The following is a 26402-nucleotide window of genomic DNA, read 5'->3' on the forward strand; positions in this document are numbered from 1 at the left end:
GGGTTGTTGCTGAGGTCATGGGGTATATAAGGTCAATCATATGGGGAAAGAATTAAGTACCTGGGATGTCGCCCCAAAGGTGTTTATGTAATTGTATTTGAAACCTGACGTTCAACTGGTCAGCCAAAATCCATTCAGCCAATTGTTTGGCTGGTAGCACATCAGCCACTGGCGACATCAATATTTGACATTGCTCATTGAGCTTGTATTTATCCATGGTTTGTTTAGACCACAGGTAATCAGCTTCATCGGCAATAACAAACTTAACTTGGTCTTTTGGGGTTAATAAAGCCAAATTTTCATACAGGTTTTTACTGACTTCGCCTGAGCCAGGGGCTTTCAAGTCCAACACCTTGTGAACCGCTGGATTAACTTTTTCGACACTCAATGAACCAGCCGTTTCTAAGCTGACCGTCAAGCCTTCAGCGACCAATCGATCCATCAATGGGAACACCCGTTTTTGTGCCAAGGGTTCGCCACCAGTGACACAGACATAAGGTGTGTTGTGTTGTTTGACTTGTTTGATGATGTCATCGAAAGTCATCCATTGGCCGCCAAAAAAAGCGTATTCAGTGTCACACCAAGTACAGCGCAATGGACAGCCGGTTAACCGAACAAAAACCGTGGGCAAACCAACGAAATGACTTTCACCCTGTAAAGAGTGAAAAATTTCAAATATTTTTAACTGTTGGTCTCTGTTGGGTTTCAATTAATTTTACCTTCGCGTTTCAGTAGGTTCAGACGATTTTGTGCCAAGCGAGCAACCGATTCATTGGGGAATGAGGTCACAACTTTCAACAAGGCTTGTTCGGCTTGTTGAAAATCTTCCAATTCATGATAGGTGTAACCGATTTTTAATAAGGAATCGGCCAATTTGCTGCTTAATGGAAATTGTTGTTCCAGGGATTGAAACGCCGACAATGCCATTGGATAATTTCTGGTGACGTAATAACTTTCACCCAACCAATAATATGAATTGTCTGTCAATTCGTGATTGGGGTTTTGTTGAATAAAATCTTCAAATAAGCGCGCTGATTCGTTAAAGCGACCGGCTTTCAATTGACTGAAAGCGGCTTGGTATTTTTGTTCAATCGCTGGGTCTGTTTCACTTGAAGTGGCATTGATGTTGTTTTGATGAAGGGTGTTGGTTGATAGCTGCGCATCAACTGAATCACGAACCACGGGGTCGGCAATGGTTACCGTTTGGGTTTGTGCGCCGCTGTCTTCAATGGCACTGTCGACCACCAATTCATTGTTATTGTTGGTGTTTTGCGACAGCTTGGTTTTTTCTAATTCAGCCAACCTGGAATCCATGTCAACATACAATACTTTTTGTCGTTCTTTGAGTTCACTGATTTCAAAGTTTTGTTCTTCAATGGTGCCTTGCAGTTGTGCAATTTGAGTTTGTAGTTGTTGTAGTTGAATCACCAAATCGGCTACATTGCTTTGTCCGCCTGATTGCTGTTCCAGTTTGCTCAGACGATCTTGAATGGACATTTTTTGTGCGCCAGCAGCTTGGCTGACCAACAAGGTTAAAACAATTAATGCAATGTGTTTCATAAGCACCTCTTAAAATTTATTTAAAATTAACATGAAAAAAACCCGACATAAGCCGGGTTTTTGACAATCATGCGTTGTGAAAGTTTATTTTACCAAAATTATTTGGCAGTATAAACGATGACACCACGTCGGTTTTGTGACCAACATGAATCATTGCTACAAGTGGCTTCAGGTCGTTCTTCACCGTAACTCACGACTTTGACTTGGCCAGAAGCGGCACCCTGTGCGTTCAATAAGTTAGCGACTGCATAGCCCCTTTTCTCACCCAATGCCAAGTTATATTCTCTGGATCCTCTTTCATCCGCGTGACCTTCAACAGTCATGCGAGCAGAAGGATTCTCTTGCAAGTATCTGGCATGCAGTGACAACATTTCGCGGTATTCTGATGCGATGTTGGCTTGGTCGTAATCAAAGTAGACCACACGTTGTGATAACAAGCTGTTTGGATCATCTAAATCTTCAGCATTACAACAAATCAATCCGTCAGTTCTTACTGGTGTAGTATCAACCACAGCGGTGTCGTTGTTGTTGTCGCTACCATCATCCATAGGCGGCTTAACTTCGTCTTTTTTACATGCTGTCATCGCTAATGCGAAGATCAGTATCATTGCTAATTTTGTTATTTTGTTCATAGTCACTCCAAGGCGTTTTTGTGAAATATCATTCAACGATGTAGTTTACAACAAATACCCATTAAATGAATAAAATTTTAGTTAATTATCGATGTTACGGTTATTTAAGCCGATTATTGGTCTAATTAATGTGAATAAGTCCGTATTTTTGCTGTTTCAAGAGCTAAATTTAAAACAGATAAAAAAGGGTCCTAGGTCTCGATGGGTGTTGAGTTGAGTCAAGCTGCTTGGTTCAATTCACAGAAAATCCAATGGCATTCATTTATGATTTGACCCTGATTGGTCCTTGTTTTTCAGGATTTTTGCCTTGTATGTTTTCATAAAATGCCCTGATTAGTTCCATGTCTTCTTGGATGTTTCCGCTGGGCATAAAAGCACTGCCTAGTTTGACCATTTTGTTGCCAAAATCCAAGGTGGCCATAGCGATTGGAACCCCTGCTTTGTGAGCGATGTGATAAAAACCTGATTTCCAGTACTCAAGGTGTGAACGGGTTCCTTCTGGCGACATGGCTAAAATCATGTGCTCACGTTTATTGAATTCTTGCACCATTTGATCGACCATATTCAGTTTCTTTTTGCGATAAACCGGAATGCCACCCAAGGCACGAAAAAACCAACCAAAAGGTGAATCAAATAAAGCCCCTTTGCCTAAGTAGTTGAGTTTAACTTTTTGTGAAAATTTAACCAATATACCCAAAGGGAAATCCCAGTTACTGGTGTGTGGGGCTGCAATCAGCATGTACTTTTTTTCATCCGGTAAGTCATTGATGACTTTCCAGCCTAAAATTTTTAAAATAAATTTAGCAATCCAAGACATTGTTTATTCCTCAAAAGGTTCGGTGTTTGAGGCAACCATGGTTAATATGTCATAGGCAGCCACCACTTCATTGTCTTGGTTGATGGCTTGTAAGTCCCATCTGACTTCGCCATAACCCTTACCGCGACGATAGGATTTTTGTTTGCATGTTAGTTGGATGCGGATGAGGTCTCCCGGATAAACCGGCTCAGTGAATCGCAATTCATCCAAACCATAATTGGCCAACACAGGACCCTCTTCTGGATAAACAAACAAGCCTGCAGCCATTGAAACCAGAAAGTAACCGTGAGCCACTCGGCCGTCAAAAAACGGGTTTCTGGCAGCGGCTTCTTCATCCATGTGCGCATAAAAATGATCGCCAGAGAGTTCGGCAAATTGTTCGATGTCAGCCAAGGTAATTTCACGGCTTTCGGTGGTGATTGATTGGCCGACTTGTAGTTCTTCATAATGTAGCTTAAAGGGGTGTTGGGGTGGTTCGATGGTTTTCGCTTTCGGCATGTATTTTTCAGTTAGTTTCATCAAAGTGGTTGGTGAACCTTGTATCGCCGTTCTTTGCATGTAATGTTTGACCCCACGAATGCCTCCCATTTCTTCACCACCACCGGCACGACCAGGTCCGCCGTGAACCAAATGTGGCAAAGGTGAGCCATGGCCAGATGATTCGCCAGCTGAATCACGATTTACCAAGACCATGCGGCCATGAAAGCTTGCGGTTTGATTGACCAATTCACAAACGTTTTCATCGCTTTGACCAAAAATTGAACCAACCAAAGATCCTTGACCCAAATTCGCCAGTTGAGCCGCTTCTGCCAATGAGTCATATGGCATCAAGGTAGACACTGGGCCAAAGGCTTCAATATCATGTGCCATGTGATTGTTCAAGGGGTCTGAGTTCAGCAATAAGATGGGTGAAATGAACGCACCCTCTTTGTCATTGCCACCTGTGACTTCTGTGTGGTCTGGGTCACCATACAGTAAGTCGCAACTTTGTCTGAGTTCGGCCACCCGTTCTCTGACTTCAGTTTGTTGTGCTTGGCTGGCCAGTGATCCCATTTGAACACCAGCATGGGCTGGATCACCAATGACGACTTTTTGCAGTTCTTTTTGTATCGCTGCAGCCACTGCTTCAGTCAATGCTGCAGGGACGATGGCACGCCTTATGGCGGTACATTTTTGACCTGATTTAACGGTCATTTCTTTCACCACCTCTTTGACATACAGATCAAATTCAGCTGTGTCAGGTGTGGCGTCAGGGGTCAAAATTGAACAGTTCAGTGAGTCGGCTTCCATGGTGAAGCGAACGGCATTCTTGGTGATATTGGGTTTGGATTTGAGGTATAAGCCAGTATAGGCAGAACCAGTGAAAGCAACCACATCTTGGCAGCTCAATAAATCCAAAAGATTGCCGGTTGAACCACAAATCAATTGCACAGCACCTGGCGGTAAAATGCCGGACTCAATCATGGCTTTGAACATCAATTCAGTTAAATAGGCAGTGTCTGATGCCGGCTTAACGATCGCTGGCACTCCAGCCAGTAAGCTGGGGGCTAATTTTTCAAGCATGCCCCAACAAGGAAAGTTAAAGGCATTGATGTGGATAGCCACCCCTTGTAGTGAAGTGCAAATATGTTGGGCCAGAAAACTGCCATTTTTTGAAATATGCTCAGGTGGCCCATCCAAAAGAATGTGGTGGTCTGGCATTTCTCTGCGGCCTTTGCCTGAGTAAACAAATAAAGTGCCTATACCGCCATCGATGTCTATCCATGAATCTAATTTGGTGGCGCCAGTGGCAGCAGACAATTGATAAAATTCTTTTTTGCGTGACATCAAATACAAAGCCAATTCCTTGAGCATCAATGCCCTTTCGTGAAAAGTCATTTGAGCCAGTGCCGGTTTTCCTGTGGACTTGGCATAATCTAACATGCCAGAAAAATCTAAGCCTGCACTGGAGATTTGGGCAATCAGTTGACCATTGATGGCATGGTGACAGGGTTTGAATCCATCAGTGGCCGTGTGCCACTGTCCTTGAGCATATGATTTGAGTTTGTTCATTGTATTTTATCTTTGGGTGAAAGTAGCCAAGTAACTGTGACGATTGATACCAAATCATTGTCACTGTCATAAATGTTGGCTTGAATGGTGTGGCTGGTTTTGGGCACTGTGATTTCTGGAATTTGAACTTCAGCAATGGCGATTAAATGGCCACGCGCTTTTTTTAAATATTCGGTGCTGATGTGCGTAACAATACCCCTGATGTGGCTTGGTAAACCAGTCATTACAGCCAGACCACCGGTGAACTCGCCTAAATTTGATAAGGCCAAAGCATGAACTGAATTCAAATGGTTGGTGTTGGCTTTTCTGAATTTTAAAGCCACTTCACACAGGCCAGGTTGCAATTTTTGCACATCCGCTTTGATGCTACCAGTATAGGGAATTTTCTTCGCTATGATCTGCTTAAACAGAAATTTTCCGAAGGGTTTTTGGTGTAATTTCCGCCAGGTTTTTAATAGATTTTGACCGGCAGATTCTAAGTTATTGTTCATGTTGCGATTATAACATGAGGGCATGATTGTGGGGTTTAGATAAATCTGCAGATTTGAGTTAAGATGATAACGTTCGATGAAATGACCGTCACCAAGGTGCTGTGGTTTAAAGCAAAGCGTATGAATGAAACAAAAAAATACATGACAGTTTACAAAATGGATATTTTCAAATTGATCTGCTTAATGGCACTGGTACTCCACGTACTCACAGCTGGGGCGCAAAATGACCAGTTTGTCAACATCACCCAATATGATGTTTATGAAGGCTTGGCCGGGAATAAAGTCACCCAAATCAGTCAAGACGATGCCGGTTATATGTGGTTTGGGACCCACAGTGGCTTAACTCGCTTTGACAGTCAAAATTTGCATAATTATAAACAAGATACCTTGGCTACAAATGCCTTGCCAGCCAATGAAATTTCGTTGTTCCATTGGGTAGAAGATGAAATGTGGATCAGTTTAAACGATGTAGGCTTGGCTCGATTCGACAAAAACAAAGACACTTTTTCAATGGTTGATGAAACCCCTGGAAGTCCTGAGGGTATTCAGCATTCCGTGGTTTTTGCGATTTCATCTGATGACCAAAACAATGTTTGGGTGTTTCAATTTGACCATGGTATTTCGGTCTTTGAACGGGCACAAAATTCATACAGTCATTACACCCCAGAAAACGCAAGTTGGTTGACTTCAGTGCGGTTTTTTGATGCCAAAAAAGACCCTTTGGGATTTATTTGGGTGGCCACCTTGGAAGGAAAAATTCTTAAAATTGATCCAAGCAAGCGACACGCTGAGACGTATTTAATTGAACATGATGTCGAGGACCTCAAAACGGCTCGCATGTATGGCATATCGATTGCTCCAGATGGTCAAGTGTTTGCCTCAGGTTACCAAGGCGTGTATCAATACAATACAGCCAGCAATCAATTTCAACAAATCATATCGGATCAAAACATCATCGACTTAATGGGAGAACGGTTCACTGTCCGTAGTCTGTTGTCTGATTCACAAGGCCATTTGTGGTTGGCCACCAGAGGCGCCCTGTTGTTGTTTAAACAGCATCAATTGAATCAAATCAGATTTTTGCAGAAGGGTAAGCCTGTTTTGGATGATTTTCATGTCAGGATGGTTTTTGAAGACAAAGAAAACAACATATGGTTGGCCACGGATGAAAATGGTGCGATCAAGTTGAACAGTGGTTGGGATGATTTCAATATTTATTTGCCTTACCTCAACAACCAACTCCCCAACAACAGAATCAATGTTATTTTAAGTGATCACGGCAGCCTTGAAGATACATTTTGGGTAGCCAATGAAGGTGAAAATAACCTCATGGTATACCGCTATGTGAAAGGCAGAATCATGCAAAGCCAGGTATATGACAGCCAACATAATTTGCCTGATGTGGTTTTATCGATGTACCAAGACTCAGATTTTCGACTTTGGATCACGTCACTTTCCGGTTTGTATGTTTTTGATCGTGCGAAGAACCAATTTATGCAAATCGAATCCGATGTCATCCAAGGTGGGGTCACTGGGTTATTTGAGGCAGGTAACCAACTTTATTTTGCTGTTTATGGTGAGAAGACCCTCTACAGTGTCGATAAAACTGCATTGATTGTGACCAAGCATGAACAAAAAATGTTAAGTGATGTGTTGTCAACCACAGCACAAGACAGCGAGGGCAATTACTGGCTGGGAGGTAATCGTGGCTTGGAAATTTTTAGTCCTGAAGACTTGTCATTTACCTTGAAAATAGAATCAGATGAAGGTTTCAACCACATTTTGTTGGAACCAGAAAACGACTTGGTTTGGCTGATTTCAAACGGCAAATTACTGCAATATGAACTGACCGAAGGTCATCTGATTGCCAAGGACACCAGTCTGACCAACGCGCTTATTTCTAAAGAATTTGTTGACGCTGTTCATGTGTTTGGTGATGAGTTGTGGTTAGGCTCGAACAATGGGGTGATCGTGGTTGATAAAAACACCGGAGGTTTTGTTCAAAAAATCACAGTTGAAACCAACTTACCCAGTAACGAAATTCTGGAGATCATCGAACTTTACGATCGATCAAAGATGGTGTTTACCGATTCAGGTATGGCACATTTGACCCAACCCTTAAAACATAAACCTAACGGCCCATCAAAGCTGGTTATGCAACAAATTCGCTTGAATGATGATGTGGTCAGTGGTTTGACAGAATTGGCATATAACTACGGTAGCTTGTCTTTCAATTATCAATTGTTGTCGTTTACTGATCCGAGTTTGCATCAATATCAATACCGATTAAATACAGAGTCCACTTGGACCCACTTACAACAACAAACCCATCTGATTTTTAATCAACTGGGAGCGGGCAATTATGATTTAGAAATCAGAGGCAGAAGTGGTCAAGCACAATGGTCAGATCCATTGATTGTGAATTTTGCAGTTTTGGCGCCACCTTGGAAGAGCCATGTGGCTTATTTGATGTATGCATTGACCGGTCTGCTTTTGTTGATTCTGGTCATGTACTTGTATCGCAAACGCTGGCAATATACCGCCAAAATTTCTCAAGCCAAAGAAAAACAATCTTTTGCGGAAACCCAGCTTTCCTTAACCACTTCGTTGGTTTCTTCGCTGGCCATTGATGAATTGTTAGAAAAAATCAAACAGGAAGTCAAAAGCAATGTGAAAGCGGACCAAGTAGAGGTTTGTTATTGGAACAGCCAAAGTCATTATCAGATTTTTAGTGACAACAACCTGACAGTGGTTGAACAAAACGAATTGGGTGCCAAGGCGCTGACGATGTATGAAAATCAACAAGATCAAATGATTGAGTCTTCAGAGAATGGCCATGTTTTGTGGGTGCTGTTCAGTCATGCCAAGGACAGGTTGGGTTTGGTCAAGTTATACCGTGCAAGTAAGTCATTTAAACAATCTGACATTGCGCTTTCATTGGCCTATGCCACCCAGTCTTCCTTGGCACTTGAAAATGCCAGGTTATTTGAGGAAGTGAATCACTTAGCGGAACAAGCCAATGCTTCCAACCAGGCCAAAAGTGATTTCTTGGCGCAAGTGTCCCATGAAGTCAGGACGCCGATGAATGGTATTTTAGGTATGAATGAATTGTTACTTGATACTGACTTGAATGACGAGCAGCGTTTGTATGCCAGTGCTGTGGCCGAATCAGGTGATCATTTGTTACACATCATCAATGACATTTTGGATTTGTCAAAAATTGAAGCAGGTGAACTGGTGTTAGAGCATCGTTTGTTGAACTTACAAACCTTGTTGGATGAAGTGGTTAAGTCATTTGTGTGTGTCAGTAAAAATAAAAAGATTTTGTTCTGGTTCAATTACGACCCTGCACTTGAACCGATGCAAATGGGTGACTCAGTGCGACTTAAGCAAATCATGATGAATTTATTGAGCAATGCTTTCAAGTTCACACCCGCTGGTGAAGTCAGTATAGAAATGGGATATGCAGCTCCAGAGGGTTTATTGCAGTTGACCGTTACGGACTCTGGTATTGGTATTGAACCTGAACTGTTAGATAAGTTATTTGAACCATTCACTCAAGCGGACAGTTCAATCACCCGCAAATACGGAGGCACCGGTCTTGGCTTAAGCATTGTTAAACGTTTGACAGAAAAAATGGGTGGCTATTTGGCCGTGAACAGCAAGCCCAATGAAGGCACCGCTGTCAGTTGTTTTATTCCTTTGGTTGAAGCAGAAACAAAAGCAGAGGTTCCAGTAGCCAATGACCGCCATCTGGTCAAGGTTTTGTGTCACCATACAGGTATTAAAAACAGTTTAGTCAACTGTTTAGGCACTGTTGGAATTCAAGTGGTTGATGTAGCAGAGAACGTTCATTGGGATGCTCTGTTTATCTTGGATGATGAATCAATTGATTACACCGATGAAATTGCTGAAGCCAACCGAAATTTAATTCCTGTTTATCTGTTTAAAAGGGCTTTTCAAGACCACTGCCACCAATCAGGCACGTACAGAACCATCGATTTACCCTTCACATTTGAAGCCGTTAAAAATCTGTTCAGAACCAAATCACAAGAATCAACAGCTGAAGAAAAGCACAGCTCACAGCAATCCAGTCTGCATTTATTGGTGGTTGAAGACAACCCCATCAACCAACAGTTGTTGCTGGAGTTATTGGAAAAAGAAGGACATATCGTGGATATTTTTGATGATGCCAATCATGCCTTGTCAGGGATTAATAATTCCCATTATGATATTTTATTGGTGGATTATCATTTGCCTGACATGACAGGAATAGAATTTATTGCTGCCTGTAAAAATTTGGATGTAGAGGCCAAAGCCATTATCATGACTGCTGATGTGTCGAATGAATTGAAGCAATTGTGCGCAGAAAGCGGGGTTAATCACATGATCACAAAACCATTTAAAATGGCAGAATTGAAAGCCATCATTGGCCAATAACAAGATAGTCTTAGGCTTGTTCAGAGGGTCCTTTCTTGGTGTTCATCTTGCCATTGATGTCATTTAAGGCATCATTGAGTTTTTTAAGCAGCAAGTCCTTTTTTTCGGGATCAATGTACTTTGACTCAAAGGCCGTTTGGGTTTTTTGAATCATTTCATCAAAATTCTTGCCTTCATATTTAATCGGCTCCATTTGATCTTTGTCAGCATCATCAAACAAACCAATCCATTTTTCAGAAATGCGACCGTAACTGAGAATTCGATACAAATACCTGCCTGGCTGTTCACGATGTAAAATCAAACCCAACAAGGCTGCAAAAAAGCACAATGGCATCAAAGCCAAGTCTCGCAAGCCATCCACGATTAATTTAAGCTGTAATACCACAGTGTCTCGAACCACTTCAGTTCTGGAGTTGATACTTTCTGGCATGTTTTTCCCTGTTGTTTTTTAAATAATTATAAGCCATTCATCATTATTTATGAATAGGCCTTTGGTCATCTTGTTTAACATCTTTGCTCTGCCAGCAAAAGGCAAAAAAAGCAGTTTATCACCTGTTGTAGGCATTGGCGTTGAGAGAAACTTGGCAAGTGGCAGAGCTTGGTGATGCTTTAGTCTGCTTGAATGGATTGAACAAATATTTTTACCACGGCCTCAAAAAATGACTTTTCAGCTTGGGAAAATCGATTTTTTATCGGGCTGTCCACATCCAAAACACCATTGATTTGATCGGTGTAAAAGGGCACCACGATTTCAGATTCTGACGCGGCGTCACAAGCAACATGGCCAGCAAATGCGTGCACATCATCCACCACTTCGGTGTTACGCTTGGCAAATGCGGTGCCACAAACGCCTGATCCAATGGTTAATCGAGTACAAGCCGGTTGGCCATGAAATGGCCCCAACACCAACTCTTCGCCTTGCTGGTAATAAAAACCAAGCCAGTTAACCTGGGTTAAATTGTGGTACAAAAATGACGACAGGTTAGCGGCATTGGCTTGGACATCTTTTTCAACTGAAAGCAAGCCTTCTAATTGTTTCAACAACAGTGAGTAGTGGTTGTTATTCATGTTTTGGGTTAATTGATTGTGTTTTGAGTAGCTGTAGTGCGGTCGACTTGATTTATTTCAAGCTTTGATTGATAAAAACAGCAGAACTTTGCAAATACCAAAGTTCTGCTGTTTTTCGGATTAAGTTTATGCTTTTTCTTTCAACAAGTCCCTGATTTCAGTCAGTAACTGTTCTTCCTTGGTCGGCTCTGGTGGTGCAGAAGGTGCTGCTTCTTCTTTCTTTTTCAAGTTGTTCATGGCTTTAACCACCATAAAGACAGCAAACGCCACAATCAAGAAATCGATGGTGGTCTGCACGAACGCGCCCCATTGAATGGTCACTGCTTCGGCGGTTTCTGTGGCTGGTTTCAGTACATAGGCCAGCTCGGAAAAATCGACCCCGCCAATCAATAACCCCAATGGTGGCATCATGACACCACTGACAAAAGAGGCCACAATTTTACCGAACGCCGCACCAATGATGATACCAACTGCCATGTCCATGACATTGCCTTTGACTGCAAACTTTTTAAATTCTGACATCATACCCATGTCCATCTCCTCTCATTAATTAAGTCCAATTATTTTAAACGCCATGAGACAAGTTTGGACAGTAAAACATTGTAAATTAAAGACAAAAAGGCCAGTTATGTAAATAACTGGCCTTTGGATTTACTTAAAAATGATGGTTTACAATGAATAATACATGTCAAATTCTGCTGGATGGGTGGCCATTCTGATGCGATTGACTTCTTCCATTTTTAAATCAATGAACCCATCAATAACATCATCAGTAAACACACCGCCCGCTTTTAAGAATTCACGGTCATTGTCTAAGGCTTCTAAGGCTTGGTCTAATGAGTGACACACAGTAGGGATGTTTTTGGCTTCTTCAGGCGGTAAATCATACAAGTCTTTGTCCATGGCAGAACCTGGGTCAATTTTGTTTTTGATGCCATCAAGGCCGGCCATCATCATTGCAGAAAACATCAAATAAGGATTACCCATAGGGTCGCCAAATCTGACTTCAATGCGCCGAGCTTTTGGATTGTTGACAAATGGGATGCGGATAGAAGCTGAACGATTTCTGGCTGAGTAAGCCAACATCACAGGGGCTTCAAAACCAGGAACCAATCGTTTGTAAGAGTTGGTTGAAGAGTTGGCAAATGCATTCAAAGCGCGGGCATGTTTGAAGATGCCGCCAATGTAATGCAAAGCGGTTTCTGAAAGTCCGCCGTAGCCATCACCCATAAATAAGTTGTTGCCATCTTTGGTCAATGACTGATGCACATGCATCCCGCTGCCGTTATCACCTACCACTGGTTTTGGCATAAATGTTGCGGTGTAACCGTAATCGTGAGCCACGTTGTGGACGGCATATTTCATCATCAAAACTTCATCGGCCTTTTTAACCAAGGTGTTGAATCTGGCACCAATTTCGCATTGGCCAGCAGTGCCCACTTCATGGTGATGAACTTCAATTTCGATGCCCATACCTTCCATGACTTTACACATGGCAGAACGCAAATCATTCAAAGAATCAACTGGTGGCACTGGAAAATACCCGCCTTTGACACGAGGTCTGTGCCCTGAGTTTTCCTTGGCATCGGTGCCAGATTCCCAAGCACCTTCGCGTGAATAAATTTCATAACCACAATTGTTGGCATCATTTTTCCAGCTGACACCATCAAACACGAAAAATTCAGGTTCAGGACCAAAAAAAGCGGTGTCGGCCACGCCTGATTGTTGCAGGTAGGCTTCAGCACGTTTAGCGATTGAACGTGGGTCACGTTCATAACCTTGCATGGTGTTGGGTTCCAAAATGTCACACCGAATCACCAAAGTTGGGTATTGGCTGAATGGGTCGATAAAAGCAGTGTCTGGTTCAGGCATCAATACCATGTCAGATTCATTGATGCCTTTCCAACCAGCAATCGATGAACCGTCGAACATTTTACCGTCCTCAAACATTTCTTCATTAACCTGAGAAACAGGCAATGTCACGTGGTGTTCTTTGCCACCCGTGTCACAAAAACGCAAATCAACAAAATCGATGTTTTCGTCTTTAATTAAATCTAATATTTTATCGCTCATTATTCAGCCTGTTATTTTGATGGAATGCACGTATTTTAAGGTTTGTGCCAAAATAAAAACATACGCAATTCTGCGTGGATAGCCAAATTCATCTGAGTTGTGATAGAGTAAATACCTGTCTATTTAACAGCTTCATTGAAACATGAATAATATTTTAAAATGGTTGCCATTGTTGTTATTCTCTGGATTGTTATTGGCTCAAGAAGATGAGTCCAACATCACTGAAAATAAACCCAGTTGGAGTGACACAGCGCAACAAATAATTGTCAATCAAACAGTCGCGGATCAAGCCATACAGCAACGATTTGCCAATATTTTAAAAATCAGTGCACGCATCCAAGATCCTGAGGTTGAAGTCACTGAAGGGGTGTTGGTGTTAAATGGTTGGACAGACGATGCAGCTGATAAAAAATGGGTAGAGGAGGCAGCCAATCGGACAGAAGGCGTGATTGCTGTGGTCAATAACATTGAAGTGCGTCTCGGTGAACAATGGGACTTGGACCCTGCGTTCAAAGAAGCCATGACTTTGTATGATCAATTCATCCGAGCCTTACCTAAAATATCCATTGCTTTGATGGTTTTAATCCTCACATGGGTACTGGCTAAAATCACCGTTGCTTTGGCGACACGTGGATTGGGACGCAAGGTCAGTAATCCTTTCGTGCTGCGAATGGGTGCAAGGTTATTGGCTGTGCCGGTGGTGGTGATTGGTCTTTATTTGGTGTTAAAACTCACCGGTTTAACCAACTTGGCCCTGACAGTGGTTGGTGGTACTGGCATATTGGGTTTGGTGATTGGTATTGCTTTCAAAGACATTGCTGAAAACTTTCTGGCCAGTATTTTAATCAGTATTCAACGACCATTCAGAATTGGCGACTATATTTTAGTCGATGGGCATGAAGGCGTGGTGCAAAGTGTCACCACCCGAGGTACAGTTATCATGACCCTGGAAGGCAATCACATCCACATCCCCAATGCCATCATTTACAAAAACACCATCGTTAATGTAACCGCCAACCCCAATATCCGGCAAAAATTTACCGTGGGTATTGGATACGATGACTCGATCACCAACGCCCAACAAATTGCTTTGGCTGTTTTACTTAACCATGAGGCCATACTGAAAGAACCAGAGCCTCAAGTGCTGGTAGATAACCTGGGTGCAGCTACAGTCAATATCATCGTGTATTTTTGGGTAGATGGGCAAAAAAACAGTGCGTCCAAAGTCAAATCTGCGATGATTCGGCTGATCAAAAAAGCTTTTGATGAGGCCAAAATATTGATGCCTGATGAAGCCCGTGAAGTGGTTTTCCCAGAAGGCATTCGAATCATCCAAGATTCGGCTGAGGATACAGTGAAAGAGCCCGTGGTTAAATCCAGCGAACCGCAGGACAATGCGGTAGAAGCTGACTTATCCAATGATGTGGATGAAATTCGCAAACAGTCAGCAGAAAATCAATTGTCGAAAGCCGATGATAATTTGATCAAAGATGAAAAAAACTGAATCTTATGGGTTTTCGGTGTTGTTGATACTGTGTCTATTTGCCAGTCCTAGCAGTGCCACAAAATTACATGTGGCAGTGGCCAGTAACTTTCTGGCAACGGCTGAACAATTGGCGCCAGAATTCAAGTCCTACAGCGATGATGACTTGTTGGTCAGCTCGGGATCAACCGGCATGTTGTTTGCCCAAATCAACCAAGGTGCACCATATGATGTGATGATGGCAGCAGACACCTCAACCCCCCAAAAGTTAATGTCGTCAGGTTTGGCAAGTGACGCTTTCACCTATGCCACTGGCCAATTGGTGTTATTGGCCAATCAAAAAAGCAGTGGTGCCTGCCAAGACATTTTGTTTGCTGGTGATCTGCGTCATTTAGCCATTGCCAACCCTAAGTTGGCTCCATATGGATTGGCTGCAAAGCAATATTTAGAGGCCATAGGCTGGTGGCAGTCAAACCAAAATAAACTCGTGATGGGTGAAAATGTGGCCCAAGCCATGCAAATGGCGGTGAGCGAAAATGCCACTGCTGGGTTGGTGGCTGCTTCTGTCTTGATTCACCATATTCCATCAACCACCCAATGTACTTGGACACCGCCGATTGGTAGCTATGCACCGATAGAACAAGCCATGGTATTGCTGTCCCGTTCGGATCAGCAGCAGGCGTATCAGCGCTTCAAGACATTTTTACAAACTGCGCCCGCTCGTAAAATAATTGAGGCCAATGGATACCTCATTTCAGCTGACAATTCAGGGCGGACTGAATGATTGAGTGGCCAGACTTAACGGCATTCTTTCTCAGCTTTAAATTGGCCACCCTTACCACTTTGATTCTGCTTGTCATTGGCACACCTTTGGCTTGGTGGTTGGCTCGAACCAACAACAGAATCAAGCCATTGATTGAAACTTTGGTGGCCTTACCCATTGTGTTACCACCCACTGTGATGGGTTTTTACTTATTGATTTTACTGGGGCCAAATGGCTGGTTGGGTGGCTTTTGGGTCAGTCTGACAGGTCAGGCATTGACCTTTTCATTTGCTGGCTTGGTGGTGGCTTCTGTTGTTTACAGTTTGCCATTCGTCATTCAACCTTTACAGAATGGTTTTGAATCGGTCTCACCCAGGTTGTTAGAAGCTGCCAGGACTTTGGGTGCTAAACCTTTGGATGCCTTTTTTACCATTGCAGTACCTGTGGCCAAACGTGGGTTTTTGACCGCGACCGTGCTTGGTTTTGCCCATACCTTAGGTGAGTTTGGGGTGGTGCTGATGGTTGGAGGTAACATCCCAGGTGAAACCAAAGTCATCGCCATTGAAATTTATAATCAAGTGGAAATGTTGAATTACGCTCAAGCCCATGTGTTGTCCGCGATGTTATTGATTTTGGCATTTGTGATGATTTTTGCCATGTATTGGATCAATAACAAAGGCAGGAGTTCTTGATGAATATTGCGGGACATTGTCATTTTAAAATCAAGCGCGAAGATTTTGAACTTGAGCTGGCATTTGATATTCCAGTCGCTGGCATTATGGCCATCTATGGTGAATCAGGTTGTGGTAAAACCAGCATCCTCAGGGCCATGGTGGGCTTGGATCATCATTCAGGATCTTGCTTTACCTTGAATGGGGTGGCGTTGCAAAAAGGCGGTGTATTCATTCCAGCAGAACAACGAAAAGTGGGTTTGGTGTTTCAGGATTTGTCTTTGTTTCCACATTTGAATGTGCGGGAAAACATCCAGTTTGCTGAGAAAAGAAACCCCAGTGGAAACAACATTAAACGATCAGATGTGTTGGATGTTTTGGCCATTGGGGCATTACTCGACCGAATGCCTCAGCAACTTTCTGGTGGTGAACAACAACGGGTAGCGATCGCCAGAACCTTGATGCGACAACCAGAGCTGCTGTTGTTGGATGAACCGATGAGTGCTTTGGACGACAACAACAAGCAGCGGTTGATACCTTACCTTCGGCAGGTTCATCAAACTTTTGATTTGCCAATGATGGTGGTCAGTCATGACTTGAATGTAGTGACTCAATTGTGCGACCATATATTGATGATCAATGACAGAGGTTATCAGTTTCATGACTCAATTCACCAAGCGATGTTATCAGATGATGCTGAAACCTTCAAATCTCAGCAATTACAGGCAGTATTTAATACACAGGTGATTGACCGTGATGAAGCATTTGGTTTAACCACGGTTGAAACTCCAACTGGTACCACTTTTTATATCAATGGTTTGTTCCCAAAAACACAAGCCATCAGGCTCAACATCCATGCCAAAGATGTTTCTATGTCTTTGCAAGCTCCTCAGCAAAGCAGTATTTTGAATGTGTTGGCAGCCAAGGTGGTTGAGGTCAAAGCCACCCCAGGTTTTGAATGTTTGGTGGTGGCTCAAGTGGGTGAAGATCAAATTATGGGTCTGATCTCTAAAAAATCTGCAATAAATCTGAAACTCCAGGTTAATCAAAATATTTTTATCCAGATCAAAACCAATGCCATTGTTGCTGGCTAGGTGCCATGTTTTGATTTTCAAACTTCATGAATGATTTTTTCGCTTAATTATTCTACAAGTCTGGTCAATTTGAGGGATGATTGAGCTTGTAAATGCCAAACCAAAAGCCTGAATTGCGGTTTCAAAATATACATTGGCCATAAAAACCAAGTCATTGTTGTAATAAGCATTCATGGTTTTATTAATGATGTTAAAGGTACCTTGATATTCTCTAACTGTTATGTATTCATACCCTTATTCTGTCTCTATGAATTGCTCAACAGTTAATTTAAAAAAATCGTCCTGAAAAGTTGAAAGTGTGATTAAGTGGCCGTTGCATGAATTGGTGTAAATACCGACTAATTTGGGCTTGTAACTTGGATAATATAAACCTGCAGAATTGGTATAAAATTGATTGCCACCTTGTGCCAAAGTGGTATAAACAATTTGGTCCAGTGCAGCCTCAACAGCCCCAATGGGAAAAGAGATGGCACTGACCAAGGTCAGTTGATCAAATTCAGAACTCAGATTGTTTTGCTTTATAACCTCGATACCACTGTGTTCGAGTTTGTTTTTTAGTTGATCAAATTGTACTTCATCGGCGCCAATGACGAACAGTTTGTGCTGACTACAACCCACACAAAATAGCAAACATAAAACAATATACTTCATCTCACCCGACATCAATTAACATGTAAAAAAGTACTTTATCACATCTACCTTGTGAGAAGTTGTGTGGAGTTAATAATGCCATTAAACCTAAGTAGCAACATGTGCAGACATTGTTTTTTTAAGCTCCTTGATTTAAGTCAATGCGATTCAATGGATATTGACTAAACTTCACCCTGATGGCTCACATTGGAGAATTGAGATGCACAAGAAAAATCATCATTTAACGTCTGCTGTTGCTATGATTTTGATGAGCTCGCCTGCCTGGTCTATTGATTCATTGGGAGATGCTTTCAGAGAGGGCGATGCCAATTTGTCTTTCAGGTACCGATTTGAATGGGTGGACCAAGATGGGTTTAACAGAGATGCCAATGCATCAACCTTACGCACCCGTTTAAACTTCCAAACAGCTGCTTACAAAGGGTTCAGATTCTTCATAGAGGCTGATAATGTGATGGAGGTTTTTGGTGATAATTACAACGCTGGGGCTGGCAATACACCAAACCATGGACAATATCCTGTGGTTGCAGACCCAACAGACACTGAAATCAATCAAGCTTGGTTCAATTACGCTTTTAACGACACCAGTGGCATTAAATTGGGTCGTCAAAGGATTTTATTAGACAACCAACGATTTGTCGGTGGCGTCGGCTGGCGACAAAACGAACAAACCTATGATGCCGTTTCATTGGATACACAAATAGCCGGCAGTCAGTTGTTTTTATCATATATCGAAAACGTAAACCGCATCTTTGGTGATGATGTGGCTGCCGGCGATCATGACAACCAAACATTGCTCGCCAACTGGTCTAACATATGGCAAAACAAACATCAATTAACACTTTACTACTACAACATAGACAATCAAGATGCCGCTGATTTTTCTACCGCTACTTTGGGCGCCTCATTCAAATCACATTGGCCCATGGGCGAGCACAAAATGACTTTTGCCGCTGAATTGGCACAACAGTCTGATGCCCATAATAATCCCGTCAATTATGATGCCAGCTATATGCGATTAGACCTGGCTTTGGCCTTTAAACAAGTGACTTACTTCGTTGGTTATGAAGTGTTGGAAGGCAGTACCAAGCAGTCTGGTGCAGCTTTCAGAACACCGCTGGCAACCTTGCATGCATTCAATGGCTGGGCTGATCAATTCCTCGGCACACCTGATGTTGGCTTGGCAGATTCTTTTGTGGGCGCCAAAGGTGCAATTGCAGGTTTCAACTGGCAAATAAAATACCATCAGTTTGACCCTGAAAGTGGTCCTGGTGATTTGGGCCATGAAGTGGATTTTTCAGTGGCCAAAAAACTGAATAAAAACTTATCTGCATTGGTGAAAGCAGCCCATTTCGAAGCCGAGGACATCAAGTCTGACACCAATAAATACTGGCTTATGTTAAGTGCTGATTTTTAATAGAATCAATAACTGATTAATTCCTTTAAATTCCACGCTGCTGCGCCGTTACTAGCGGTGTATCGGCCTGGTTTGTTGTAGCCGTACTGCAGCGAGTCCGCGTTAAATTAAATAAGATTGACTTACATCAAGATGTCATTCTTAACATATTGTTAACATAGCGAAAACCCAGTAATCAATTCCTGATATGAGGCTAACATGAAAGATATATTCACCAAGAGCGTGGCTCGAAACATCTATTACGGCGGTTCCGCATTTTTTATTTTTTTATTTTTGGTACTGACTTTTGATACGCACCAAAGGCTGCCACAGCGTGACAACCGCGAGGCCATGACCGAAGTCACTTCCCATGGCAAGCGATTGTGGGAAGAAAACAACTGCATAGGTTGTCATACATTGTTGGGTGAAGGGGCTTATTTTGCACCTGAGTTAGGCAATGTTTATTTGCGTTATGGAGAAAGCACTGAAGCCATCAAAGCCTTCATGAAAAGTCGACCACCTAATGGCATTCCTGGTAGGAGAAGCATGCCGCAATTCAATTTCACAGAAGAGGAATTGGATGCCATTGCTGAGTTTCTTAAATATGCCAGCGGTATCAATACTGAAAACTGGCCACCCAACATTCAAGGATAAGGAGACATCAAATGACCTATCAATCTCAATCTGTAGCTAAACTTTATTTCATTGCCGCCATTGGTTTGTTTGTTGGACAAATTCTGTTTGGGGTGATTTTGGGTTTACAGTACGTCATAGGAGACTTTTTGTTTCCCTATATTCCATTCAACATTGCGCGCATGGTGCACACCAATCTGTTGATTGTGTGGCTGTTGTTCGGTTTTATGGGTGCGGCTTATTATTTGGTACCTGAAGAGTCCCAAAGGGAGTTGCACTCGGTTAAATTAGCCAAGCTCTTGTTTTGGGTGTTTCTTGGCGCTGGTGTGATGATTATCTTGAGTTACTTGCTGATTCCCTATGGACGCTTGGCAGAACTGACTGGTAACAGCATGTTACCTACCATGGGACGGGAATTTCTTGAACAACCAACCATTGGTAAGATTGGTATTGCCTTGGTTTGTGTGGGTTTTGTATATAACATTGGTATCACCGTTCTTTCGGGTCGAAAAACAGTCATTAACATGGTGTTGTTGACAGGCTTGGTGGGCTTGGTCGTGTTGTGGTTGTTCTCATTTGTTAATCCAGAAAACTTGGTTTTAGACAAATATTATTGGTGGTGGGTGGTGCATTTATGGGTCGAAGGTGTGTGGGAACTTATTCTGGGTTCCTTACTCGCTTTTGTGCTGATTAAAACCACTGGTGTTGACCGTGAAGTCATTGAAAAATGGTTGTATGTGATCATTGCTATGGCTTTAATTACTGGAATTTTAGGTACCGGGCACCATTACTTTTTTATGGGTGCTCCCAGTTATTGGTTGTGGATAGGTTCTGTCTTTGGCGCTTTGGAACCGATACCATTTTTCTTGATGACACTTTTTGCCTTCAATATGGTGAATAAGCGACGCCGAGTACATGCCAATAAAGCAGCTGTTCTTTGGGCTTTGGGTACCGGTGTCATGGCATTTTTGGGTGCTGGAGTATGGGGCTTTTTGCATACACTCGCTCCTGTTAACTACTTTACCCATGGGACTCAAATTACCGCTGCACATGGTCACATGGCATTTTATGGTGCTTATGTGATGGTGGTGTTGTGTATCATTTCTTACGCCATGCCAAAACTGCGTGGTCGTGTGGCCAATTCGAATCAAGCCCAAGTGGTTGAAATGTGGTCGTTCTGGTTAATGACCGTATCAATGGTATTCATTACACTGTTCTTAACGGCTGCAGGAGTGGTTCAAGTGTATTTACAACGCATGGGAGACACCCCATTACCATTTATGGTGGTTCAAGACAAAATTGAAATTTTCTATTGGATGCGAGAAGTTTCTGGTGTGGTATTTCTCATTGGTTTGATGGTCTATATCAGCAGTTTCTTTATCAAAGGCGATGTGGCTGATGAAAAAACTGTTGCTGAAGAAACGCAAACCGTTACAGGTTAACAAACCACATGAACCCAGGCTTACAGCGCCTGGGTTCATTTTCCCTCTTTGGAGTAGATCATGGATAATGTCCAAGCCATTCAAACAAGCAAGCAGACTTTTTATCAAGCTCAAAACAATGAAATTGAATTGTTTCAAACAGCAGCCAATAACCAAGTCCCAGTATTAATCAAAGGGCCGACTGGCTGTGGAAAAACACGTTTTATTCAGCACATGGCTGAAGTGTTGGGTCGCAAGCTATTTACAGTCGCCTGTCATGAAGATTTAACAGCATCCGACTTAATAGGACGTCATTTGATTGGTGATGGCAATACGTATTGGCAAGATGGACCGCTGACTCGCGCTGTGCGTGAAGGTGGCATTTGTTATTTAGATGAAGTGGTGGAAGCCAGAAAAGACAGCATCGTTGCGATTCACCCATTAACGGATGATCGCCGCATTTTACCCATTGATCGTACCGGTGAATTACTCAAAGCACCGGATGATTTTATGTTGGTGGTTTCCTACAACCCTGGTTATCAGAACCTATTGAAAGGCTTAAAACCTTCAACCAAACAACGGTTTATGGCATTGCGGTTCGATTATCCAAACATAGAAACTGAAACTCAAATCATTCTCAAAGAAACCCATTGTGAGATGAGCTTGGCCAAACAATTGGCAGAATTGGCTCATCATTTACGCCAACTCAAGGAGCATGATTTAGAAGAGTCAGTCTCAACCCGCTTGTTGATATATGCAGCCAATTTAATCAAGCAAGGTATCAATCCTTTGTCTGCTTGTGGTGCCGCCATTGCAGAATCCTTGAGTGATGACTTGGCAGTGGTTGAGGCATTGAACTTGGTGATACAAGCTAAATTGGTATAAAATCATGGAAGAATGGGTTGGCGTCAAATGGCACCATTACATCACTGCTAAGTCCTTGCCGGCTTATCCAGAATCACGTGTTTGTCTTGTCGATATCAAGAGACCTTTGGCTATTTTCTTTAGGGCGTTGGGTGGTGACAAAGGTATCAGTATCGGTCACACCACAGCACAGTTATTTGATGGGCACAGAAGCTGGCTGCAAAAGATTTCTGGTGCAGCCAAAAGATTCGAAAGGGCACACTTCAGTCGTGACCATTTGTATTTACCAGAACACATAGATTATTTTGATAACCGCCAAAGTAATTTGGATGTTTATTACTGGTTGACTGCTTTGGCCAGTCACAATCAGTTGCCACATCCTCAGCATTTATTGGCTCACAATCTGCACCTAACCCAAAAAACATTGCGTCAATGGCCTGGTTTAAAAAAACGCTACCACAATTTGATACAACAACACTTGCCACAAAGGCCTCATTTGAAACAATTGCCTTCCGCTTATCAGCAACATGAGTTGTTGATTAAAAATGTCCTTAAAAATGTCGAACATACGCAAGCAATTCCAGAAGTGTCCGAACAAAACCTTCCTGCCATGGTCCCTGTGTGGTTGTATCCCAGCCCTGAAGTGATACTCAGACATGGTAACAAGCAAGCCTTTCCACAAGCCAAAGGCAGCAGTGAGGCCAAAGCCCAAAAACAAAAAAGCAAACGATACAGTGCTGAACAAGTGGCCTCAACGGACAACAAAGACGGGTTGTTGTCATTTCGCTTAGAAAGCCTGTTTTCCTGGTCAGAATTCATTAATTTAGATCGCAGTGAAGAGGATGGTGATGACGACAATGAAGCCCTCAAAGCGGCTGATGATTTAGACAAACTCAGTATCGGACAAGGAGAAACCGGTCATAAAATCAAGCTTGATTTGGATTTGCCTGCAGCGGAATATGATGATGAAGTGTTAGAAAAAGGTATTTTGATGCCAGAGTGGCAACACAAAAAACAACAATTGGTGAATGATTATTGTAGCCTGCAGTTGATGCAAATCACTGCCAGTGAATCAGTGACTTGGCCCCATCAGTTACAACGCCAAGCGCAGCAATTAAAAAGGCAATTTGAAGCCTTAAAACCACAGAGGCAGTGGCTGAATCAACAAACCGATGGTGAAGAACCTGATCTACTGAGTTTCATTGATTACACCGCTGACAAGCGTGCTGGTCGCAGCAACACTGACCCTAAACTCTACCGGAATTTACAGCACAAGCAACGTGACTTGTGTAGCTTGATCTTAACCGATTTATCCTTATCAACCGATGCTTATATCAATGATGAAAAAAAGGTCATTGATGTTATCAGAGATGCGCTGTATCTGTTTTCAGAAAGTTTGGACGCAGCTCAAGAACGTTTTGCCATTGCTGGATTCGCCTCTCGCAAAAGGTCACATGTTCGATATTACCCAATCAAAAGGTTTGATCAAAAATACGACGATCTGATCAGAGGGAGGATTCATGCCATTCAACCCAGTTACTATACCCGCATGGGTACTGCTATTCGCTATGCAACCCAAGCGCTTTTAGAGGAAAAATCCAAACAAAAACTGTTGTTGATCCTCACCGATGGCAAACCCAATGACCTGGATCAATATGAAGGTCGCTATGGATTAGAGGACACCAAAATGGCGGTTAAAGAAGCCAAACAAAAAGGCATTGTTCCGTTTTGTGTTTCAATTGACCATGAAGCTTATGATTACTTGCCCTATATTTTTGGTTCACAATCTTTCTTTCACATCAAAAATGCAGCTGAATTACCCAGAAAGCTTCCACAGCTTTACTTGCATTTGATCAGTTAAAAAACCTGCTGTATTGAAAAATTTTGATTCGCGTCAAGTTTGCAATACACAGCAGCATCAAACTTGCTTAACTTGACATATGTCAACGGTACTATAGATTCAATTGGCTAAACTTCAACCACTGCAAAATTTGACTCACATGTATATTAATTTAGGAATTCTTGGCATGAAAAAAATATTGATTCTAAGTCTACTTGGTACGCTGACTTCTGTGGCTGTGGCAGAAGAGACATTGACAGATTTGACTGAATTGGATGATATGGTGGTGGTGGCGTATAAACAAGCCAGACCCGTTCAAGATGTGATTGGACATGTCAGTGTCATTTCAGCTGAACAGATGGCTGAAACAATCAGCCAAGACATGGCATCTGCCATAAAATATGAAGCCAATGTCAACATTGAAGATGCCGGTACGCGATTCGGCACCTCAGGGATTAACATCAGAGGAATGGGTGATAACCGGGTGGCCATCGAAGTCGATGGCATTCCTAATGCGAAGACTTTCGATTTAGGTTCATACTCTTTTGCCACAGCCGGCTTTCCTGAAATTGATTTGATTCAGAACATTGAAATCCTCAAGGGACCAGCATCAACTTTGTATGGCAGCGATGCTTTGGGTGGTATTGTGGCCATCAACACATGGGATCCTGATGTGTTACTGGCACAAAACCCCAACAGTGATGATAATTGGACTAAACTCAGATTGGGCTTTGATGGTAAACGTCATGGGAGATTTGCTACCTTAAGCTCTGCTTGGGATTTTGACACCCAAAGTTTGTTGTTATCGGCCACCCAGCGCGATGGCAAAGGCGTGGTCAATGAAAATTCTTCGCTGCTTAAGGACACTGCTGACTGGGATGCCCAATCAGTTTTTGGTAAGTGGAAAATAGACCTTGCTGAGGGTAACAGCATGACCTTAGGCTTTCTGGCTACCCAGAAAGACCAGTTCACGCAAATCAATTCATTTATAGGACAAGGACGTTTTATACGCACCACTGCTTTAAGTGGTGATGACGAAGCCTCTGACCATAAATTAAGCCTTGATTATGACTTTTTAGTCAATGGATCACTGGCCGATGAAGGCAGTGTGGTGATTTTTCATGCCAAAACCCAGTTCGAACAAAACACCTTCGAGAATCGTTTTTCTAGACGAGGCATACCACAATTTCAATACCGACAATTTAACTTTGACAGCCGTCGAACTGGACTGGAAATAAATTTCATCAAATCATTGTCAACAGTCAACACCCAACATCAATTGATTTATGGGTTTGAGTGGACCCAATCTGCCGTTGAGGAATCACGTGACGCCTCTGAAACCAACTTAATCACCGGTGTCAGCACCAATGTGGTATTGGGTGAAAATTTTCCATTGCGAGATTTTCCCAAAACCGATCTGCAAGAATTGGGGGTTTTTATTCATGATGAGATAACTTTCAACGATTCCAAGTGGGCATGGGTGCCCGCGATTCGTTTCGATCATTACGATTTGTCACCCAACCGTGACAGTTTATTTGATAATGGGGCAGGTGATGCAGAAGTTGTTTCAATCAGGGCTTCAGACTTTTCCCCTAAGTTGGGTGTGATGTACGATGTTAATGAGGCAATCAACCTCTATGCGCAGTACGTTCGTGGTTTCAGGGCCCCACCTTATGATGATGTCAATATTGGATTTAATTTGGCCTTATTTAATTACCAAGCCATTCCTAATCCAGACCTTAAGTCTGAAACTTCAGATGGCTTTGAATTGGGCTTTAGGTACAGTGGTGACGCTCAGCAAATTAACTTCAACGTTTTTCATAATGATTACAATAATTTGATAGTCAGTCGTGATTTAATCGGTTTAGATCCAGCAACTGATGCTTTGATTTTTCAATCCAGAAACATCAATGATGCCAAGATTTATGGTGCTGAACTTGACTACCAATGGCAGATCAATGAGCAATGGTCAACCGCTTGGCAGTTGGCATGGACGCGTGGTGAAAACAAACTGACAGACCAACCTTTGAATCACATATCGCCGCCGAAAGCCACCGCAAATTTACAATGGCAATCAACCAACCAGCTTTGGCAGCTGGGTCTGTATGGCGTCTTCAGCCAAGCTCAAAATCGACTTGATGATGCTGATGAATATTTCCAGACGCCAGGGTTTGCAACTTTTGATTTGATTTTAGGGTATCAGTTATCTGACAACGCAGCGCTGCGCATTGGATTGAATAATTTAACAGATAAAAAGTATTGGTTGTGGCAACAAGTGAGGAATTTTGAACCTTCAGATCCCATCATAGAAGCGATGGCTCAAGCATCCAGGTACTTGAGGGTTTCCTACAGCGTTGAATGGTAAAACAACAGCTGCGGACAAGCATCATTTGGTTCAACCAATCAACAGCTACATTGACTTATATCAATTACTGTTGAGAACAATAACCATAAAA

The 26402-nt window shown here is 42.5% G+C and carries 22 protein-coding genes; 11 read left to right on the top strand and 11 right to left on the bottom strand.

From position 1 onward, the window contains the following. Positions 1–52: 52 nt before the first annotated feature. The 6 genes from queE to CCS90_RS02665 all read right to left on the bottom strand — a co-directional run bounded on the left by queE (position 53) and on the right by CCS90_RS02665 (position 5552). Positions 53–709, bottom strand: a complete 657-nt coding sequence (queE, locus tag CCS90_RS02640) for a 7-carboxy-7-deazaguanine synthase QueE (protein WP_099017949.1) — start codon at positions 707–709, stop codon at positions 53–55. Then, entirely contained in the window at positions 706–1560 is an 855-nt protein-coding gene (gene ybgF / locus CCS90_RS02645; protein ID WP_099017950.1) for a tol-pal system protein YbgF, read from the bottom strand. Before ybgF ends, queE begins: the two co-directional genes overlap by 4 nt. Before the next feature lie 98 nt (positions 1561–1658). After that, complete coding sequence (gene pal / locus CCS90_RS02650) at positions 1659–2192, bottom strand: peptidoglycan-associated lipoprotein Pal (RefSeq protein ID WP_099017951.1); 534 nt, start codon at positions 2190–2192, stop codon at positions 1659–1661. A gap of 262 nt (positions 2193–2454) precedes the next feature. Beyond that, positions 2455–3009 carry a lysophospholipid acyltransferase family protein gene (locus CCS90_RS02655; RefSeq protein WP_099017952.1) on the bottom strand — a complete coding sequence of 185 codons (555 nt, stop codon included), beginning with the start codon at positions 3007–3009 and terminating at the stop codon, positions 2455–2457. Positions 3010–3012: 3 nt separating this feature from the next. Continuing rightward, positions 3013–5061, bottom strand: coding sequence for a phenylacetic acid degradation bifunctional protein PaaZ (paaZ, locus tag CCS90_RS02660; protein WP_099017953.1), 2049 nt, complete (start codon positions 5059–5061; stop codon positions 3013–3015). Beyond that, positions 5058–5552 carry a DUF4442 domain-containing protein gene (locus CCS90_RS02665; RefSeq protein ID WP_162846719.1) on the bottom strand — a complete coding sequence of 165 codons (495 nt, stop codon included), beginning with the start codon at positions 5550–5552 and terminating at the stop codon, positions 5058–5060. Before CCS90_RS02665 ends, paaZ begins: the two co-directional genes overlap by 4 nt. Positions 5553–5672: 120 nt before the next feature. Between CCS90_RS02665 and CCS90_RS02670 the strand changes: the two genes are divergently transcribed. Continuing rightward, positions 5673–9992 (top strand): hybrid sensor histidine kinase/response regulator, encoded by a 4320-nt coding sequence (locus CCS90_RS02670; protein ID WP_180236484.1) that lies wholly within the window; start codon positions 5673–5675, stop codon positions 9990–9992. A gap of 10 nt (positions 9993–10002) precedes the next feature. Here CCS90_RS02670 and CCS90_RS02675 read toward each other — a convergent pair whose 3' ends face one another. The 4 genes from CCS90_RS02675 to glnA all read right to left on the bottom strand — a co-directional run bounded on the left by CCS90_RS02675 (position 10003) and on the right by glnA (position 13133). Further along, complete coding sequence (locus tag CCS90_RS02675; RefSeq protein WP_099017956.1) at positions 10003–10422, bottom strand: hypothetical protein; 420 nt, start codon at positions 10420–10422, stop codon at positions 10003–10005. Positions 10423–10601: 179 nt separating this feature from the next. Next, on the bottom strand, positions 10602–11060 hold the full coding sequence (gene msrC, locus CCS90_RS02680; protein WP_099017957.1) for a free L-methionine (R)-S-oxide reductase MsrC: 459 nt from the start codon (positions 11058–11060) through the stop codon (positions 10602–10604). 126 nt (positions 11061–11186) lie between these two features. Continuing rightward, on the bottom strand, positions 11187–11591 hold the full coding sequence (mscL, locus tag CCS90_RS02685; protein WP_099018722.1) for a large-conductance mechanosensitive channel protein MscL: 405 nt from the start codon (positions 11589–11591) through the stop codon (positions 11187–11189). Between the two features lie 138 nt (positions 11592–11729). Then, complete coding sequence (glnA, locus tag CCS90_RS02690; protein WP_180236485.1) at positions 11730–13133, bottom strand: type I glutamate--ammonia ligase; 1404 nt, start codon at positions 13131–13133, stop codon at positions 11730–11732. Between the two features lie 142 nt (positions 13134–13275). Between glnA and CCS90_RS02695 the strand changes: the two genes are divergently transcribed. From CCS90_RS02695 to modC, 4 genes are read left to right on the top strand one after another with little or no spacing between them, the layout of a single operon-like run. Beyond that, positions 13276–14637 (top strand): mechanosensitive ion channel family protein, encoded by a 1362-nt coding sequence (locus CCS90_RS02695; RefSeq protein WP_099017959.1) that lies wholly within the window; start codon positions 13276–13278, stop codon positions 14635–14637. Beyond that, positions 14624–15400 carry a molybdate ABC transporter substrate-binding protein gene (gene modA, locus CCS90_RS02700; protein WP_099017960.1) on the top strand — a complete coding sequence of 259 codons (777 nt, stop codon included), beginning with the start codon at positions 14624–14626 and terminating at the stop codon, positions 15398–15400. Before CCS90_RS02695 ends, modA begins: the two co-directional genes overlap by 14 nt. Further along, complete coding sequence (gene modB / locus CCS90_RS02705) at positions 15397–16071, top strand: molybdate ABC transporter permease subunit (RefSeq protein WP_099017961.1); 675 nt, start codon at positions 15397–15399, stop codon at positions 16069–16071. Before modA ends, modB begins: the two co-directional genes overlap by 4 nt. Beyond that, positions 16071–17144, top strand: coding sequence for a molybdenum ABC transporter ATP-binding protein (gene modC, locus CCS90_RS02710; RefSeq protein ID WP_099017962.1), 1074 nt, complete (start codon positions 16071–16073; stop codon positions 17142–17144). Before modB ends, modC begins: the two co-directional genes overlap by 1 nt. A 234-nt stretch (positions 17145–17378) precedes the next feature. Here modC and CCS90_RS02715 read toward each other — a convergent pair whose 3' ends face one another. Continuing rightward, positions 17379–17795 (bottom strand): hypothetical protein, encoded by a 417-nt coding sequence (locus tag CCS90_RS02715; RefSeq protein ID WP_099017963.1) that lies wholly within the window; start codon positions 17793–17795, stop codon positions 17379–17381. Positions 17796–17994: 199 nt separating this feature from the next. Here CCS90_RS02715 and CCS90_RS02720 point away from each other — a divergent pair, with 199 nt between their 5' ends. The 6 genes from CCS90_RS02720 to CCS90_RS02745 all read left to right on the top strand — a co-directional run bounded on the left by CCS90_RS02720 (position 17995) and on the right by CCS90_RS02745 (position 26311). Further along, positions 17995–19209, top strand: coding sequence for an alginate export family protein (locus tag CCS90_RS02720; RefSeq protein ID WP_099017964.1), 1215 nt, complete (start codon positions 17995–17997; stop codon positions 19207–19209). 198 nt (positions 19210–19407) lie between these two features. Then, on the top strand, positions 19408–19842 hold the full coding sequence (locus CCS90_RS02725) for a c-type cytochrome (RefSeq protein ID WP_099017965.1): 435 nt from the start codon (positions 19408–19410) through the stop codon (positions 19840–19842). A gap of 11 nt (positions 19843–19853) precedes the next feature. Then, positions 19854–21263: a cbb3-type cytochrome c oxidase subunit I gene (locus CCS90_RS02730; protein WP_099017966.1), complete on the top strand. Its 1410-nt coding sequence runs from the start codon at positions 19854–19856 to the stop codon at positions 21261–21263. Positions 21264–21323: 60 nt separating this feature from the next. Beyond that, positions 21324–22127, top strand: coding sequence for a CbbQ/NirQ/NorQ/GpvN family protein (locus CCS90_RS02735; RefSeq protein WP_099017967.1), 804 nt, complete (start codon positions 21324–21326; stop codon positions 22125–22127). Positions 22128–22131: 4 nt separating this feature from the next. Continuing rightward, a complete protein-coding gene (locus CCS90_RS02740; RefSeq protein ID WP_099017968.1) occupies positions 22132–23967 on the top strand; it encodes a nitric oxide reductase activation protein NorD in 1836 nt (611 codons plus the stop codon). A 166-nt stretch (positions 23968–24133) separates the two neighbouring features. Beyond that, a complete protein-coding gene (locus tag CCS90_RS02745; RefSeq protein WP_162846717.1) occupies positions 24134–26311 on the top strand; it encodes a TonB-dependent receptor plug domain-containing protein in 2178 nt (725 codons plus the stop codon). Positions 26312–26402: the final 91 nt, after the last annotated feature.

Origin of the sequence: Marinicella litoralis, from assembly GCF_002591915.1 — a bacterium.
GTDB classification, from domain to species: Bacteria; Pseudomonadota; Gammaproteobacteria; order Xanthomonadales; family Marinicellaceae; genus Marinicella; species Marinicella litoralis.